Origin of the sequence: Bartonella sp. AP4SXKL (genome assembly GCF_042195845.1) — a bacterium.
Lineage (GTDB): Bacteria > Pseudomonadota > Alphaproteobacteria > Rhizobiales > Rhizobiaceae > Bartonella.
Genome location: NZ_JBHIPA010000011.1, coordinates 1 through 18,194, shown reverse-complemented (window position 1 = coordinate 18,194; position 18,194 = coordinate 1). Strand labels below are relative to the sequence as shown.

At 38.2% G+C, this 18,194-nt stretch carries 11 protein-coding genes and 3 pseudogenes; 7 read left to right on the top strand and 7 right to left on the bottom strand.

Translation table 11 applies throughout. The features are described 5' to 3' along the window. Window positions 1-6 precede the first annotated feature (6 nt). Window positions 7-375, top strand: a complete 369-nt coding sequence (gcvH, locus tag ACFIMI_RS06755) for a glycine cleavage system protein GcvH (RefSeq protein ID WP_375612294.1) — start codon at window positions 7-9, stop codon at window positions 373-375. Between the two features lie 5 nt (window positions 376-380). Beyond that, entirely contained in the window at window positions 381-3,176 is a 2,796-nt protein-coding gene (gene gcvP / locus ACFIMI_RS06750) for an aminomethyl-transferring glycine dehydrogenase (protein WP_375692381.1), read from the top strand. 1,538 nt (window positions 3,177-4,714) lie between these two features. Here the strand turns inward: gcvP and alr are convergent. After that, entirely contained in the window at window positions 4,715-5,830 is a 1,116-nt protein-coding gene (gene alr, locus ACFIMI_RS06745; RefSeq protein WP_375692361.1) for an alanine racemase, read from the bottom strand. A gap of 809 nt (window positions 5,831-6,639) precedes the next feature. Here alr and ACFIMI_RS06740 point away from each other — a divergent pair. Beyond that, window positions 6,640-7,467 carry a ferredoxin--NADP reductase gene (locus ACFIMI_RS06740; protein ID WP_375612296.1) on the top strand — a complete coding sequence of 276 codons (828 nt, stop codon included), beginning with the start codon at window positions 6,640-6,642 and terminating at the stop codon, window positions 7,465-7,467. 34 nt (window positions 7,468-7,501) lie between these two features. Continuing rightward, window positions 7,502-7,941, top strand: a pseudogene (locus ACFIMI_RS06735) (ferredoxin--NADP reductase); the annotation flags it as partial. Here the strand turns inward: ACFIMI_RS06735 and eda are convergent. Further along, window positions 7,914-8,579: a bifunctional 4-hydroxy-2-oxoglutarate aldolase/2-dehydro-3-deoxy-phosphogluconate aldolase gene (gene eda / locus ACFIMI_RS06730; RefSeq protein WP_375638779.1), complete on the bottom strand. Its 666-nt coding sequence runs from the start codon at window positions 8,577-8,579 to the stop codon at window positions 7,914-7,916. The pseudogene ACFIMI_RS06735 and the gene eda overlap by 28 nt on opposite strands. A gap of 115 nt (window positions 8,580-8,694) precedes the next feature. On the opposite strand from eda, the gene ACFIMI_RS06725 reads away from it, so the two are divergent. From ACFIMI_RS06725 to ACFIMI_RS06715, 3 genes are all read left to right on the top strand, one after another. Continuing rightward, a complete protein-coding gene (locus tag ACFIMI_RS06725; RefSeq protein ID WP_375613636.1) occupies window positions 8,695-9,612 on the top strand; it encodes a rhodanese-related sulfurtransferase in 918 nt (305 codons plus the stop codon). A gap of 1,684 nt (window positions 9,613-11,296) precedes the next feature. Then, window positions 11,297-12,430 carry a type III PLP-dependent enzyme gene (locus ACFIMI_RS06720; RefSeq protein WP_375613635.1) on the top strand — a complete coding sequence of 378 codons (1,134 nt, stop codon included), beginning with the start codon at window positions 11,297-11,299 and terminating at the stop codon, window positions 12,428-12,430. 74 nt (window positions 12,431-12,504) lie between these two features. Continuing rightward, a complete protein-coding gene (locus ACFIMI_RS06715) occupies window positions 12,505-13,089 on the top strand; it encodes a GNAT family N-acetyltransferase (protein ID WP_273791458.1) in 585 nt (194 codons plus the stop codon). A 1,086-nt stretch (window positions 13,090-14,175) separates the two neighbouring features. Here ACFIMI_RS06715 and ACFIMI_RS06710 read toward each other — a convergent pair. From ACFIMI_RS06710 to ACFIMI_RS06690, 5 genes and pseudogenes are all read right to left on the bottom strand, one after another. Further along, the gene (locus ACFIMI_RS06710; protein ID WP_375613634.1) at window positions 14,176-15,747 is read right to left on the bottom strand and encodes a DHA2 family efflux MFS transporter permease subunit; all 1,572 of its coding nucleotides are present in this window, start codon (window positions 15,745-15,747) and stop codon (window positions 14,176-14,178) included. Window positions 15,748-15,766: 19 nt separating this feature from the next. Next, a complete protein-coding gene (locus ACFIMI_RS06705; protein ID WP_375613633.1) occupies window positions 15,767-16,861 on the bottom strand; it encodes an HlyD family secretion protein in 1,095 nt (364 codons plus the stop codon). A 173-nt stretch (window positions 16,862-17,034) separates the two neighbouring features. Beyond that, window positions 17,035-17,178 (bottom strand): annotated as a pseudogene (locus ACFIMI_RS06700) (transcriptional repressor); the annotation flags it as partial. Continuing rightward, window positions 17,175-17,333 (bottom strand): annotated as a pseudogene (locus ACFIMI_RS06695) (HlyD family secretion protein); the annotation flags it as partial. The pseudogenes ACFIMI_RS06695 and ACFIMI_RS06700, both read right to left, overlap by 4 nt. Window positions 17,334-17,506: 173 nt before the next feature. Beyond that, entirely contained in the window at window positions 17,507-17,899 is a 393-nt protein-coding gene (locus ACFIMI_RS06690) for a Fur family transcriptional regulator (protein ID WP_375629863.1), read from the bottom strand. Window positions 17,900-18,194 lie beyond the last annotated feature (295 nt).

Here is an 18,194-nt window from a genome sequence, read left to right as displayed (position 1 = left end):
TTTTTTATGTCTAAAACTTATTTTACACATGACCATGAATGGCTTAGCGTTGAAGGGCAGGTGGTGACTGTTGGGGTTACGCATTATGCGCAAGAGCAATTAGGGGATTTGGTTTTTGTTGATTTACCACAAAGTGGAACAAAACTTTCCAAAGGAGAGGCGGCGGCTGTTGTAGAATCAGTGAAGGCGGCTTCAGATGTTTATGCTCCTCTTGATGGTGAAGTGGTCGAAATAAATGAAGCCTTGGCTGATAATCCTGAACTGGTAAACCAGAAACCCGAAACAGAAGGCTGGTTATGGAAAATGACATTGCAGGATGAGACACAACTGGAGGGGTTGTTGGATAAAGATGCTTATAAGGCTTTGATTGGATGAGTACCATGATCGAGCGTTCTTTTTCTTCTCGACATATTGGGCTGCGTCCTGATGAAACACAAAAAATGCTTGATGTTTTAGAGCTTGATTGTGTTGAGACACTTATTTCTCAAGCTGTTCCACACTCTATCCATTTGGGACGTTCACTGAATCTTCCAGAGGCTGCTAGTGAAGGACAAGCCTTGGAAGAACTCTCCAAGATGATGGAGCGTAACCATGTGCACAAAAGTTTTATTGGGCAAGGATATCATGGAACTTATGTGCCTCCGGTTATTTTACGAAATCTGTTTGAAAATCCTGCTTGGTATACTGCTTATACGCCTTATCAAGCAGAAATTAGCCAAGGTCGTTTAGAGCTTTTATTTTATTTTCAGACATTGGTTAGTGAACTAACAGGTTTGCCTGTTTCTGCTGCTTCCCTTCTTGATGAAGCAACTGCTTTAGCTGAAGCCAATGCCCTTGCTGTTCGCTTTTTCCGTGAGAAAAAAACAAAAATTTCTCTTCAGAGTCTTTTACATCCTCAGACTTTGAGTGTTGCGCAAACGCGTGCTGAAACACAAGGGATTCAGATTAGCCAAAATGGCGAAATTGATCCTGATACAGCGGCAATTGTTTTGTCTTGGCCAGATACAAAAGGCTCTTTTCATGATTACAGTGAGATCATAAAAGAGGCAAAGGAAAAGGGAGCTTTAGTTATCGTTGTAGCTGATCCTTTAGCGCTTACTCTTCAGGAGCCACCTGCTCAATGGGGGGCAGATATCGTTGTTGGCACTATGCAGCGTTATGGCGTTCCGATGGGATTTGGTGGTCCACATGCTGGTTACCTTGCTGTGAGTGATGCGTTAACGCGTCTTATTCCAGGGCGTATTGTTGGTCAATCCGTGGATACCAAAGGACGCGTTGGTTTTCGTTTAGCTTTGCAAACACGTGAACAACATATTCGGCGCGATAAAGCGACGTCAAATATTTGTACAGCGCAGGCTTTGTTGGCTAATATGGCAACCGCTTATGCTGTTTGGCATGGGCCAAAAGGCTTACAAGAAATTGCGCAGCGAATTCATCATTTAACATGTCGTTTTGTTGCTGGTTTAGAAGCAGCAGGGATTCATGTTGAAGGGAAAAGCTTTTTTGATTGTGTGAGTATTTCTGTTAAGGGAAAAGCGCGAGAAATTGCGCATCAAGCCAAAATAGGTGGGCGCCTTATTCGTGTTCTCGATGATGACACTATTGCAATCAATTTTGATGAATTATCAACAGAAGAAGATGCTGGTGCTTTAGCGCAGCTTTTGGGGGCACAACTCTTTGATAAGGTTTCTCCACGACTCTTTGGAAAAAAACGGGATGCTGCTTTTCTTTCTCAGCCTTTTTTTCATGCTGTTCATTCAGAGACAGATATGATGCGCTTTTTGCGTCGTTTAGCGGATAAGGATTTGGCGCTGGATCGCGCTATGATCCCTCTTGGTTCTTGTACAATGAAGCTTAATGCAGCTGCTGAATTGATGCCTGTGAGCTGGGCGAGCATGGCCAATATACACCCCTTTGTTTCACAAGAGGATGCAGCGGGTTATTTGGAGATGATCAACCAGTTAAATGCGTGGTTGTGTGAAATTACAGGATTTGCGCAAGTTTCTTTTCAGCCAAATTCTGGTGCTCAAGGTGAATATGCTGGGCTTTTGGCTATCCGACGATATTACCAATCACGAGGAGAACATCAACGTACAGTTTGTCTTATTCCTGCATCTGCGCATGGTACCAATCCAGCTTCGGCTCATATGGCAGGGATGGAAGTCGTTGTGGTAAAATGTTTAAGCGATGGTGATGTTGATGTAGATGATCTCAAGATGAAAGCGCAATTGCATAAAGATAAATTGGCTGCTCTCATGATTACTTATCCTTCAACCCATGGTGTTTACGAGGAAAGCATTAAGGAAATTTGTTCTATTATTCATGAAAATGGCGGACAAGTTTATTTTGATGGTGCTAATCTCAATGCCCTTGTGGGGCTTGCTCGTCCTGCGGATATTGGCGCTGATGTTTGTCATATGAATCTTCATAAAACATTTGCTATTCCTCATGGTGGTGGTGGTCCTGGTATGGGACCAATTGGAGTTGCTGCGCATCTCAAACCATTCGTACCAGGTCATGAACAAGATGGGACAACGCATGCGGTTTCGGCTGCTCCTTATGGGAGTGCGTCTATTCTTGCGATTACATGGATGTATATTCGAATGATGGGGGCTGATGGCTTAAAATATGCAACACAAATAGCCATTTTAAATGCCAATTATATTGCTGCACGTCTTTCAGCCGCTTATTCCATTCTTTATCGGGGCAAGCATGGACGTGTTGCGCACGAATGTATTGTGGATACACGCGTGTTGAAAGAGCAGTATGGGGTGAGTGTTGATGATATTGCAAAACGTCTCATTGATTATGGATTCCATGCGCCCACGATGTCGTTTCCGGTTCCGGGAACTTTGATGATTGAGCCAACGGAATCAGAACCAAAAGCAGAGATTGATCGTTTTTGTGATGCTTTACTCTCTATTGCTGAAGAAGCGAAAAAAGTTGGGAATGGGGTTTGGCCAAAAGACAATAATCCATTGGTGAATGCCCCTCATACAGTGGCAGATACTTTAGATGATGCTTGGGTGCGACCCTATTCGCGACAAGAAGCTGCTTTTCCCAACAGTTCTCTTGATCCAGCTAATAAATATTGGCCTCCTGTATCACGTATTGATAATGTCGCGGGAGACAGAATGCTCATTTGTTCGTGCCCGCCATTGGGAAACACCTATTAAATAAAAAATATATATTTAATTTGTTTATTTGCATGAACGAAAAAAGCCCACACATTTTGTGTGGGTTTTATGTTTATTGATCATGTTGCTATGGTGTTATTTGTCTATTTTCTAGAACTTTGCATTGTTTTTTTATAACATGAGAAAAATCGAAAAAGTCGACAAAAAAGCTGTGTTTTGTCGGCAGTAGGCATGCTCTCCTTTGCTTTCTACCGTATGACATGGTTTTAGTGACTAGGCGGCATTGGTCTAGCCAGCTAATTCATGTAAACGAGAGCGAAACCTACGGGGGATAGGTCACGTCTGTTGCATGTGTTGTGATATACTCCTTCTCACTAGGGTGACGACAACCGGTTGTAGAAAGAATAAAATCAATTTTAGTGTTTTTGATGATAAAGACACGCGAAACTCTGTTGTTGCATCTTTTCGAGTCAAGAATTGTCTAAATATTTCTCTTTAATCTGCTTTTTGTAAATATGACGCAAAAATATGTAAGAACACCTGTTAGAATGAGAAAACGCAAAGTCAAATGTATTATGGGTGTTTTTTACAAGGTGTCTTATAAAAAGCCAGCACATCTTTCCACTTCATTGTAGGTCAGTTTGTGACTTTACGGCACTGTTTTCCTAAGAGCCCGTGTGCTTTAGCTGTTGCCTGTAAATCAACATCCAAACTTAATGCAGCCACATGTTTTGAGTCAGAGATTGAGAAAAAAAGAGTTTTATGAGTCGTTCCAGCTTTTGTCTGTCAGATGAGGGCGAGGGGATTGCGTATTTCTGTTGACGTAATCTTTGAAACTGGAAGACAATCTCATTTTGGGAAAATGTAAAGCCGTAAAGGTAAAACTCAATCCTCAGTTTGACATCTCCTTTTAATTCAGCTTTACGGCTTTCAAAAGCATTTAAAGCAATGTTTTTTAAATAATGGGGATTACATATTGCTCCATATTTTTATTTATTGTGTTTTTTAGTGGGGGCACGACCCTCATGTGAAACAGAACGCTCCAAAAAGAATATACTTGAGTTGTTAATTCACGTGTTTGTTTTAAAGAGACACTTCGCTCCCAATCCCATTTCGCGACGGCGCTCGTGAATGGTGTAAGGGTAAATCCATTGATTCCCCACTATCTTTACGCTTCATAACGGAGTAAGCTGGGCACTATCATACACTTTGCCAGCGCCTAATGTTATAGCTCTTGGCACTATGGTTCATAAGAGGCATTATTCTTTTCTTAAATCATTTTTATCTACACATAGTTCAGCTTGTGGTATGCAAGCGAATGATTTTAATTGGGAAATTAATTTTAAAAACTTTGTAGTAGATTCTTTTTTGTCAATTTATGGGGAAAGGCTAAGTTTTTGTATTTTAGGTGAAAGCTACTTCCATAAAACAGTCCATCAACTTGTCTGTTTTGAGATTTCTGTGAATGTACGGTGTCTATGACCATTCTGTGTGGTTGATTGTTGTAAAATCTTTTGTAAAAGCCCCTCAATTTTCTAAAATGATGATTTTTATCAATTTATTTTTTTAAAGAGTTTTTATGTGTAAATGTATTTATAGCGGGAGCCAAGAGATGTTAGAATTTCATTGGGAAGGGTATCGGCATCTATAGATACTTTTTCAAGTGTTTGATGGGGACCAATGAGTTCTACCCAGTCACCAGTTTGAGGTTTTTGTTCAAGATCGGTCGTATCTACAATAATGGAATCCATAGAAACCCGCCCAACCATGGGAAGTTTGTGCCCGTTGAAATAAACAGTTCCTTTATTCGAAAGAGTACGGAGCCAGCCGTCTGCGTAGCCTATAGAAATGGTTGCAAGAGTGCTTGGTCTGTTGGTTATAAAGCTTTCTGCATAACCAACAGGTGCTCCTATATCAACAACGCGGCTTTGAATGACTTGGGCTTCAAGTTTTAAAACAGGTTTCAAAGGTGATGGGTGTTTTCCCCGCGGATCAACTCCGTAAAGTGCAATGCCTGGACGAACAAGATCAAAATAAAAATCTGATCCTAGAAAGATACCTCCAGAATTGGCAAAGGAAACTTTGCAAGCAGGCAATTGCGCAAGGATCGTTTTGAAAGAAGTCAATTGGGCATAATTTGATGGGTGGGTATCATCTTCTCCGTTAGAAAGATGACTAAGAATATATTTTATTTCTGCTTTTTCGAAAATTGTAGGGTGTTTGATGAGTTTTTGTAATTCTTTTTGATCCAGTCCTAATCGGTTCATATGGGTATCGATTTGAACAATTGCTGGAAATTTTTTATCTTTTTTTTGACAAATTTTTTGCCAATTTTCAATGGCATTCCAAGAGTTTAGAACAGGAACAATACCAGATTGTGCGACAAACTCTTCTGCTAAGTGTGGAAGTCCATTCAGAATGGCAATTGTGACATTTGATGGTAAAATGCTTTTTAATTGGAGTGCTTCTCTGATTTGGGCGACAAAAAAAGTGCGACAACCAGCTTGATAAAGGGCAGGAGCAATTTTGTGAGCTCCTAATCCATAGGCATTTGCTTTTACAACTGCTGAACATTGTGTTGGAGCTACACGTTTGGCTAAAGTAATATAATTGGCAACAATGGCACTGACATCGATGGTTGCTACAGCTGTATAGAGTGATGTATTTATTTCATCATTAACGTATTTGTTCATTTTAAAAGCTTATCTGTGTTCGTGAAATACGGAGTTTTTTTGGTTGTTTCATTGAGGTTCTTTACGATATAGGGGAAAGACACTATTTGCTATGGTCAAAATCATTAAGAAGCCTATGCTGCCATTAAAGTCGTTTTTTATGTAAAATGGTACTCTAGATATAAGAGATAGTTTAGTTTTATTTGTGTTGTTATCAACATGGTATCTTCTAATGATTTGTAAAACATAGACTTTTTTACTTATTTTTCCTCGTTTAGGCATATAAAAAAATAAACATAGTTTATTGTATTGTATCATTTTGAAGAGTGCAATGTTAGACTATTATTGCTGGTGTGATTGTTGTGATTAAATATTGCATTGGCTTCTTATTTAGAGAAGGTAAAATGATTAAATTAACCACGTTAAGTCAATGTATTACAAGTTTTTTACCATGAGGGGGAAGATCACTCATCTGTGCAATTTTGGATGTCGTCTCATGCACTTAAAATTATTTTTATTGAATGGAAAACAGTGTGTAAACACTTTTTGATACATTAAAAACTGTTGATTTAGAAAACTCGTTGATTTGGATATTATTTGTTTTCAAGATGGATTGGGTATCCAGTATTTACTTTCTAGTCTTTGATTGGTTTTAAGTGAAATCAATTTTATCGCTTATAGAGCGCGCTAGACTCATTTATTTAATTTTGACATAAAAGTGTTAACCTTGAGGCTTTTGTGTTGAGAAAATTGTTGGCAGATGGTTGTGCAAGTACTATATCACGTCAAGGATTCGAAATTTAACGTTCAATAAAGATATGGGGAAGAGTATGAATACGTCTGCTACCAATGTTCCGTCAAGCATCAGCAGCGTTGCAAATTTTCCGATTCCTGAGAATGTGTTCGCCCTTACTGTCCAAGAGGTTTGTCACTATACAGATCGGTTATTTAAATTCCGTCTGAATCGTCCGGAAAGTTTTCGTTTTCGTTCGGGTGAGTTTGTTATGATCGGTTTGCCAAATGCAGAAAAGCCGATTTATCGCGCTTATTCGATTGCAAGTCCCTTTTGGGATGAACAGCTTGAGTTTTTTTCGATAAAAGTTCCAGGGGGACCTTTAACCGAGCATCTCCAAAAAATTAAAATTGGTGATACAGTTCTCATGCGTAAAAAATCTACAGGAACGCTGGTGCTTGATGCTCTTATTCCTGGAAAACGTCTTTATCTTCTTTCAACTGGGACGGGGATTGCTCCTTTTGCAAGCCTTATTCGTGATCCTGAAACTTATGAAAAATTTGCAGAAGTTGTCCTTATTCAAACAACGCGCGAAAAAAATGAGTTAATTTATGCAAAAGATCTTGTTTCCTCTTTGCAACAAGATCCACTCATTGGAGAGTATGCACAACAGTTGAGATTTTATCCTATGACTACTCGTGAAGCTTCTGAGCATATGGGTCGTATTACAACTGTGATGGAAAGTGGGGACTTTTTTGAAACAACAGGCCTTCCTAAGATTCATCCTGATGAGGATCGGGTGATGATTTGTGGTTCCATGGCTATGTTAAAAGATTGCGCAAGGATGTGTGAAAGCTTTGGTCTTGTTGAAGGGGCCAATAATGCTCCTGCTACTTATGTTGTAGAGCGCGCTTTTGTGGAGTAATGAGTGGGAAAGTTGATGCTTTATCTTCTTTCAAACCGGTACGGTTTTTTTTTCTTTTGCAAGCTTTATTCGTGAGCCTGACATTTATGAAAAATTTTCAGAAGTTGTTCTTATTTAAATAACGCGCGAAAAGAATGAGTCAATTTGTGCAAAAGATCTTGTTTCCTTTTTGCAATAAGATCCACTCATTGTGGGGCATATGCACAACAGCTGAAATTTTATCCTATGACCACTCGTGAGCTTTCTGAGCATATGGGGCGTATTACGACTGTTATGGAGAGTGGTGCTTTTTTGAAACAAGCGGCTTTGAAACAATAGAACTCGCAAAATTCATCCTAATGAAGATCGGGTGATGATTTATGGTTTTATGACGATGTTAAAAGATTGCGCAAGGATGTGTGAAAGCTTTGGTCTTGTTGAAGGGGCTGATATTCTTGCACATTACATTATATTGTAGAAAGAGCTTTTTTCGAGGGAGAGGGAAGTTGTGATGCGGTATATGCTAATGCAGTAATCGAATCCCAATCACTTATTGCAATGAGTTTTTGGGGCGCTATCCAAGAACCTCCAACGCAGAAGACATTGGGCAGTTGGAGCCATTGTGTTGCACTTTTTTGTGTAATACCGCCTGTTGGGCAAAACCGGATATCAGAGAAGGGAGATGCTAAAGCTTCGATGAAGGAAATACCCCCAGTAGCTTCAGCAGGGAAAAATTTAAGATATGAATAGCCTTTGTTTAATGCTTGCATGAGTTCACTTGGGGTCATTGCACCGGGAAGAAGGGGAATTTCACTATTTTTTGCACAATTGATTAGTTCATTGGATAATCCGGGGCTTACAATAAACTTGGCTCCAGCTTGTTCGGCTTTTTCGTAATGTGTTGTGTTGAGAATTGTGCCGGCTCCAACAATTGCTTCAGGGACTTCTTGTGTAATTTTCTGAATTGCTTTGAGGGCATTTGGTGTTCGCAAGGTGATCTCAATTGTTTTTAATCCACCTTTGACAAGAGCGCGTGTTAAGGGTACAGCACTTTGTAGATTGTCAATGAGTAAAACAGGTATAACAGTTTGTCCTTGGAGATATAATAAAAGCTTTTCTCTTTTTTGGCACATGATATTTTTTCTTCTTGGAGATGATATTATTTGTATCGTTTGATTAAGCACAATATGTTAAAGAGTACATGAATAAATCTTGAAATTGAATGAAACGCGCGTTATGGCAAAACACATGGAAAAGAATTTTAAAGTTGCTGCACTTTATTGCTTTGCAGATTTGAAGCATTATCATCAATTACAAAAACCTTTGCAGGATTTATGTCAAGCAAAGGATATCAAAGGCACTCTGCTTTTAGCACAAGAGGGCATTAATGGAACAGTTGCTGGTTCTTGTGATGCGATTGAGGCATTGGTGGATTTTATTACGGCTGAGCCAGCGTTTCAAACGCCGGAAATTAAATATTCATGGGCATCAAAAATGCCTTTTCATCGCATGAAAGTGCGGTTGAAAAAAGAGATTGTGACGATGGGGGTTGAAGGGGTTGATCCGCTAAAAGTTGTTGGTACTTATGTCGATCCTGAAGATTGGAATGCTCTTATTCAAGATGAAGAGACAATTTTAATCGATACACGGAATGACTATGAATATGCGATAGGGAGTTTTCAAGGAGCGATTGATCCGCAGATTAAAACATTTCGCGAATTTCCTGAATGGGTGCGTAAACATGAGGCTGAGTTAAAGAAAAAAAAGAAAATTGCCATGTTTTGTACAGGTGGTATTCGGTGTGAAAAATCAACAGCTTATGTTCGTGATCTTGGTTATGAGCAAGTCTACCATCTAAAAGGAGGTATTCTAAAATATTTAGAAAAAATTCCAAAAGAGAAAAGTTTATGGTGGGGTGAGTGTTTTGTTTTTGATGAGCGTGTTTCTGTTCAACATGGTCTTGAAGAATGTGGACGCGAATTATGTCGCGCGTGTCGTTCTCCTCTTAATGCTGAAAGCAAATTATCGCCTCATTATGAGGAAGGTGTTTCCTGTGATGCTTGTTATAACACGCGTAGTGAAGCCGATAGAGAGCGCTTTCGTGAGCGCCATAGGCAATTTCAATTGTTGAAGTTGCGTGCAATTGATTCTCATCAAGGGACATAAGGATATCGCAGTGTAGGGCTTTAAATTGTAGCGTTTTTCTCTTAAATTTAAGAGAGAAGAGTTTTTTAATATTAGTAGAAAAATATTTTATAAGACCGGATATTATTCGGTCTTTTTGTTTATGTTAAATTATTTGACTTATAAGTAATCATTATAGATTGTTTACTTTCTTTGACTTTATAGGATTGAGTATTTCAAATACTTTTCATTTTAAAATAGAAAAGCCGTTCACCAACAGCGCAGAGGAGGGAGATTATAGTTTAAGAGAAAAGCGTATGAATAAGATGTGATTAAAAAGCAGATGCTAGGTGGAAAAATAAAATGATAATAGGAGTTTATGATTTCAGAATTTAATATAATACATTAATTTATAATGATAATTTATTATTCATTTGAATAAAAGAGTTCAATATTGTGAACTTTGTTGCTTTCAGATTAGATGAGAACGAATCGCGTAAAATTCATTCACTTGTACGTTGCAAATGGGAGCAACGTGTGGACAAAAATCATTTTAGATAAGGTGTTATGAAACATTTCAATGTAGGAGTTTCTGCAATATTGGGAGTTGGCAGATAGAATGGGAGCGTTTGTTTTTAATTTCATAAGTATAAAGAGGGTGAGATGTAGTTGATCTATATCATACAAGCTATATTATACGGGGAATTCTTCATGATATTTTGCTTAAGCGATGCTGTGAAATGAATGTGGAAGTAGGGATGTTTTTTAGGATGTAAATGAGAAAGATAATGGTGTTTTGTTGGGGGAAGGACACGTTATCTTTAAAGATTATGGTGCTTCAGTCGTTACTATCCTCAGTCTTCAATGTTGGTCATCTTTGCATTTGAGAGGATATATAAGAGGTACTCCTTTTTTCAATTGTTTTTTATTTGTGATGCGCAAAAGAATGATTTTAATTGATTCATTGTAAGAGGGTTGAAATAAGAGGATTTTATAATGGGATTTTTGTTTAAGGGTACAATAATAAATTATCATTATAAATTAATGTTTTGAGTAATTTATTTGCGTTATTTTCTGCTGCAGATATTAGGAGATAGAATAGGGTAAAGAAACGAGGGGCTTTAAACGCAAGACAGTGATTTATGTTGTACGGATAATGTAAGGGTGTGATCTCATGAAAGCGGATGGATGGCTTTGTCTGGGGGAGAGTGTTGTTTTTTCGCATCATTTTATCTTTAAGAATTAAAAAATGTTTAAAATTAAAAAAATGATTGAAATGAGAAAGAATTCGTTTTATAGGATGCCTTGCCCAAAGTCGCACGTGCCTGTGGGTGTCCGCTGGTTCTCAAATGGTGAGATTAACCGGTACGGTACCTGGAACTAACCGCTCCAGTCATTCTTACAGCCAATTGCAAGAATGAGGACATCTTGAAGCAACGACGGTGCGGGCCTTTCTGGTGTCTTCCAGCTTTTAAATGCTGGGATAACTATAGAGGCACACCTCATTGCCTTCAGTGCGGAAGTGGTTTTCTCAACTCCAATCAAAAAGGCAGATAAAATAGAATAACGCGGTTTCGCGCTGTTCTTTCGCAGCATGCAATGCTAATTTCTGGTTTTTTGTAATCAGAATGGGGATGGTTGTTGTGTGTTTTTTGTCCTTTAGCTTTTGGCAGCTTTGGCTGTCTAAGCATAGAGTGGGGGAGCGTTCCCTCAAGGAGAATTGCAGATGGCAACGCAACGTATTCGCGATTTTCTTGCAACACATCGTTCTGAAGGTCCATGCTTAATTGTTGACCTTGATGTTGTTCGTGATAACTATTTAAATTTTGAAAAAGCTCTGCCGCAGTCTCGTATTTTTTACGCAATAAAGGCAAATCCAGCTCCTGAAATCTTGCGTTTGCTAAGTTCTTTAGGATCTTCTTTTGATGCGGCTTCTGTTGCAGAAATTGAAATGGCTTTAAAAGCAGGAGCAACGTCAGAGCGTATTTCTTTTGGAAATACGATTAAAAAAGAGCGTGATATTGCACGAGCATATGCATTGGGAGTTTCACTTTATGCTGTTGATTGTGTTGAAGAAGTGGAAAAAATTGCGCGTGTTGCTCCAGGAGTACGTGTTTTTTGCCGTGTTCTTACCGATGGCAAAGGTGCAGAGTGGCCATTGTCACGCAAATTTGGTTGTGTTCCAGATATGGCGGTTGATGTTCTAAGACGGGCACACCAATTGGGTTTGCAAGCCTATGGTGTTTCTTTTCATGTTGGATCTCAGCAGGTTGATTTGAGTGCGTGGGATCGTGCTTTATCGGATGCTTCTACAGTTTTTAAGCGTTTGGAACAAGAAGGCATTTCACTAAGGTTGGTGAATATGGGGGGCGGTTTTCCAACGCGTTATTTGAAAGATGTCCCTACAGAACAAGCTTATGGTACAGCAGTTTTTGATTCATTGAAAAAGCATTTTGGTAATCGTATCCCTGAGACGATTATTGAGCCAGGACGTGCGATGGTTGGCAATGCTGGTGTTATTCGTACAGAAGTTGTTCTAATATCTAAAAAAGCTGATAACGATAATGTACGATGGGTTTATCTTGATATTGGGAAATTTAATGGTCTTGCTGAGACTATGGATGAAGCCATTCGTTATCCTATTGAGACACCTCATGATGATAAGGTGATGGAGCCTTGTATTTTGGCTGGACCGACATGCGATTCGGCAGATGTTCTCTATGAAAAAACACCTTATCCGCTTCCTCTATCCCTAACGATAGGAGATGAAATATTGATTCATGGAACGGGTGCTTACACAACAACTTACGCATCGGTTGCTTTTAATGGTTTTGAGCCTTTACGATCATATGTGATCTGACATTTCCTTTTAACTATAGTTTTTTAGATTTTTTGCTATGCTCGTCATGGCGCTGTAAGAGGGCGGTTATAGAGATGAACATGATTAATTTTCAAACAAAAGATGGGGCATGTTTTACACTTTTATTGGAGCAAGAAGCCGATAAGCCTTATCGAGAAAATTTGCTTGATTCAATGATGGGGTATGGACGTAAACGTAAATCATCAGAGGTTTTACGTCGTGGTCGTTTGGCTGCTCAAGGGCTCTCTTTTGTGGTTAAAAATGTGCTTGGAGAGCTTGTGGGAAGTGTCCGTCTTTGGCATGTTTCTTTTTCTAAAGAAAAAAATGAAACACAACATGCTTTACTTTTAGGCCCCTTGGCTGTTGCGTCTGAATGTGCTGGTATGGGAATAGGATCAATTTTAGTCCGCCATGCAATTGAAACAGCAAAAAAATTGGGATATGGCGCCATTTTGCTGGTAGGGGATTTTGAATTTTATCAACGTTTTGGCTTTTCAAATAGTTTAACAGAAAATTTGGCAATGCCTGGTCCTTACGAAAAACATCGCTTTCAAGCGTTGGAACTGATACCACATTATCTTTCTGGGTGTTATGGCACTTTGGTTCCTAGTGGAGAACGAGAAGTTTCAAATCGTTTTCAGCATCATAAAGTCGCTTGAAGATAGTGTTTATTTCGTTTTTCAGCAGCTGCCATTGAGAAGAGCATACCGTTTTGACAGTGCCAAGGTATTTAGCGGTACAAAGTTTTGGGGAGTTGTATTGCGATTTTATTATATGGCTTTTTCTTTATGGGGCTGGTTTCTTATTTTTGATAATTTCAGTTAAGTGAGTAAGAATATATTTTAAGCTCATTTTTTGAAATAGTGTCTTATTTTATAATACTGAAGGAACCGGATTTTTGAGTTGTCTTGTGTTCTTTTAAAGTCGCTATCATCATACAGTTTTCCAGTTTTCAATATCGTTGATAAATCTTGCATCAAAACGGTTGGATGTTTTACTTTTTTCTTAAACAGTTTTTATTTCTTTGCTTTTTATGTGCAAGGGAATGGTTTTGATTGATTCAATAGAGAGATATTTTGAGAAATTTTATACAATTTTAGCGCTTGTTGAAAGAGAAGGGGCTTAAGAAAGAAAAATATGCAGCAGTAGAATCAAAATTGTAAGTATCAGCTTTTTTTAAAGAGTGTAAAAAAATAAAATTACATGTTTAAAAGCAGCTTTTTTGAAAAAAATATATCATTACTTTTTTGCTATAAAGGTAAATCGTTTTGCAATTGGCATGAGAGTATCAAATACAAAATGATTTTCTCATGTAAAATTTTGCATTCAGAATCAAAAAAAACGTTATCCTACACATTATAAGAGAAATATGTGCGTGAATAAAAATCATAAGAATCATAAATCTTTTATGAATATTCTTGTAAGAATCAAAAGAGTGAAGGGCAAAGAATCTTTTAATCTTTTGTGCCCTATGGTGATAAATCAAAAATCTTATAGAAATGGCTGCTTTATCTTTATGGTGTGGAGCACTTTAGATAAGCTCTTTGTTTACCGATCATCTAGAACAATTTTTGTATGCGAGAAGTTGTTTTTAAGTGCGGAAAGAGCCCGCATTAAAAGAATTTTTATCAGAAGAATCATTTAGAATCATATGCTTATTTATACTGTCTCTTGAGACAAGATAAAGTGCATAGGAAACGAGGAAAGTGATAAGGATAAAAAATATTTCTCAATTTTAATTAAGCTTAGTGATTTGGTGGTGAATCCATGAGAGGTGGTATTTTTTTGAGAAATATGGTCATAAATGTCAAAACACCAAAGATGATGGTTATGATAAAGAAAATATCACTAATAGCCATAATGGTTGCTTGTATGCGTACCATACCAAACAATTGAGAAAGAGCCAGAGTATAGGAATCAAAGGTTTCTGTTTTGAATAATACAGTAAGATTTGAAAGCATTTCAGTTGCTTGTCTGTTTGCGTAGTTAAGAGTTTCGGCTATTCGTTCATGATGGAAGTCTGTGCGTTTTGTTATGAGAGTGTTGATAATGGCAAGCCCTACAGCCCCACCTAGATTCCGGGTGAGATTAAAGAGTCCAGAAGCATTTTGCATCCGTTCTGGTGGGAGTGTTCCCAAGGCAATATTATTAATAGGAACCATACATAACATTACAGAAGCACCACGGAAAACTTGCGGCCAAAAAAGCTGCCAAAAATCCCAGTTATCTGTGATAGAGCTCGCCATCCAAATACCTATTGCAAAACCAAAAAGTCCTATTGCCATCATTAAACGTGCATCCATTCGTGCTGAAAGAAATCCAGCAAGCGGGGCAGTTAATAACATGACGAATCCTGAAAGAAACAATGTTTCTCCAATCATGAGAGCATCAAAGTGGCGGATTTGGCTTAAATAGACAGGATAAAGGTACGTGAGTCCATAAAGGCCTATTCCCAATGAAAAGGAAAAAATGGATGCAGCTGAAAAATTAAAATTAGAAAAAGTAGAGAGATCTACAATGGGTTCTTTTACTGTAAAAGCACGCCAGAAGAATAAGGCTGCAGCAAGAATCATGGTAATGAACAAATCCCGAATCAGCGTATCACTCAGCCAATCATGACGTGCTCCTTCTTCTAGAATATACTCTAAAGTTCCCAAGAAAGTAGCCATAGAAATGAATCCTAACCAATCAAACTTCTTCATTAAAGAGGGATCAGCTTTATCAAAATCAATTAATTTCCAAGCGAGAATTGAGATGATAATCCCGCAGGGTACATTGATGAGAAAGAGCCAATGCCATGATGAGAGATGACAAATATAGCCTCCCACGGTTGGACCAATGGTGGGGGCCAATGTTGCTACTAGTCCAACAATAGGGGTAACAATTGGGCGTTTGGAAGGAGGAAAAAGAACATAAGAGGCGACAAAAACGCTTGGGATAATTCCTCCACCAATAAAACCTTGTAGTGCGCGATACAAAATCATCTCTCCAATAGATGTTGCTGTTGCACAAAGAACAGAAGTAATCGTAAACCCGATCGCTGATATGGTGAAGAAAACACGTGTTGAAAGCAATCTTCCTAAAAATCCAGAAAGCGGCAACATGATGACTTCAGCGATGAGATAGGAAGTTTGAACCCATGAAATTTCTTCAGAGCTTGCTGTAAGACCCGCTTGAATTTCAGCTAAAGAAGAGGAAACGATTTGGATATCTAAGATTGCCATAAACATGCCAAAAGACATAGCTATAAAAACTACAATTTTGCGCATTCCTATGCGTTCTTGAGACTGTATGAGCTCTGGTATGGAAGATGTCATAGTAAGATCTTCTACTTTTTTATAAGAGACTTTTATCTTGTGGCTTTGTACGTGTATCAATTTTCACCGAAACACTCATTCCTGCTCGGATATGTCCGGTTTTTAAGACTTCTTCTGGAATAGAAATACGTACGGGAATGCGCTGGACAATCTTTGTAAAGTTACCGGTAGCATTTTGTGGAGGCAGAAGAGAAAAAACAGCGCCTGTTGCGGGCGAAATAGAAAGCACTGTTCCTGTAAAAACATCATTTTCGAAGGCATCAACAGAAATATAAGCTTTTTGTCCGGTATGAATGTCTTGTAGCTGTGTTTCTTTATAGTTTGCTTCAATATAAAGTGCATGTATGGGGACTAACGCCGCAAGACGTTGGCCATTTACAACAAAATCTCCCGTTTTTGCTGTTAAATTTCCTATAACTCCATCAAATGGCGCTCGTATAATGGTCGAATCAAGATCACGTTGTGCTTTTTTACGCGAGAGCTCTAAACTCTTTGTTTCGCTTTCTGTTTCACTTCGTTGCGCTTCTAGCACTCGGATATTTGCACGTGCTGAAGCCATTTTTGCATCCGCTCTGTTAACATTCGCAATGGCTTGTTCATAAGCGGATTTGGCATCATCAACATTGGATTGAGGAGCATAACGATTGGCTTTCAGTTCTGTTACACGTTTTAAGGTGAGTTGTGCATTGGTTGCTATGGCTGAAGCGGCTGCTTTTTGTGCTTTTGCATCATCTAAAGAACTACGAGCGGCTGTGATTTGCGCATCAATGCGTAGAAGTGTTTTTTTCTGTGTGTCAAGATGCGCTTCTGTTTGATCCAAGGCTATTTGATAATCACCATTGTCTAAGTAAAATAAAACATCGTCCTTTTTTACAACTTGGTTGGCTTTAATGGCAATTTTTTCAATATATCCATTTAATTTAGTCGCAATAGCGGCTATATCTCCTTGTACATAGGCATCTTCAGTGGACAGCATATAACGCCATTGCGTCGTCCACTTATAGCTAAACCAAAGTACAAAAAGCGCAAAGACGATAAGAAGAGCCTTGATTACTTTTTTTCGTTTCGTTTTATCGAGATTTTTTGTTGAAAAAATGGTCTCAGATACGGACATGATTTTATACTTTCAATATTTATGTTCTAACGAGTACAATAAGCCTCTCACTCTAGGGTAGGGTGATATATGCACGGACGATAAAAGCTTTTCCAACAATAAGGCGATCCCTGCTACATAATGCTAAATATATAAACTTGCAAGTTAGAGATCTTATTGTCAAGTTAGATGTCTTATTTTATTGCGCATTTTTTACAAAGACCTCGTACTTCTAGGGCGCTTTTGTGTGCTTGGAAGTCAACCGCTTGAACCATCTGTTTTAAACTTGATACAATCATTTGATTTTGTATTTCGTGGACTGTGCCACAGTTTAGGCATCTTCAGTGGACAGCATACAACACCATTGCGTCGTCCACTTATAGCTAAACCAAAGTACAAAAAGCGCAAAGACGATAAGAAGGGCCTTGATTACTTTTTTTTGTTTCATTTTATCGAGATTTTTTGTTGAAAAAATGGTCTCAGATACGGACATGATTTTATACTTTCAATATTTATGTTCTAACGAGTACAATAAGCCTCTCACTCTAGGGTAGGGTGATATATGCACGGACGATAAAAGCTTTTCCAACAATAAGGCGATCCCTGCTACATAATGCTAAATATATAAACTTGCAAGTTAGAGATCTTATTGTCAAGTTAGATGTCTTATTTTATTGCGCATTTTTTACAAAGACCTCGTACTTCTAGGGTGCTTTTGTGTGCTTGGAAGTCAACCGCTTGAACCATCTGTTTTAAACTTGATACAATCGTTTGATCTTGTATTTCGTTGACTGTGCCACAGTTTTCGCAAATTATAAACGTTGTAAGTTCATGTTGACAGTTTTCAGGGTGTAAACAGACCATAAAGGCATTTACACTTTCAAGACGATGAATACACTTTAACTGTACGAGTTTTTCTAACGCACGATAAACTTGGAGAGGTGCGCGAAAACCTTCTTCGCGTAAGTGATTGAGAATCGCATAAGCACTTAAAGGCCCTTTTGCATTTTTTAAAGTATTTAAAACCAATGTTTGGTTACGCGTCAGTTTAGATGACATTGACATCTTCCTTTTGCTCCCATGGAAAAGCATAAAGCGTGTAAGATATTTATGCAATGGTGATTATATAATATGTACTCTATCTTTAGCCTTTTACATGACATCCTTGCGATATGTAAGAAAAGTTACAATCGTTGTGAGGGGAGGGTATTATAATCTGAAAGCCGCCGCTATCAGGCATGAAAGTTTTATACGCTTCTTATTTTTCCAATAATGTTTTGAAATAGGATTTTTTGTTCAATATTTTATTGGTAAAGTTTGGGTTATTTTATTTAAAAAAAAATAAAAAATGATA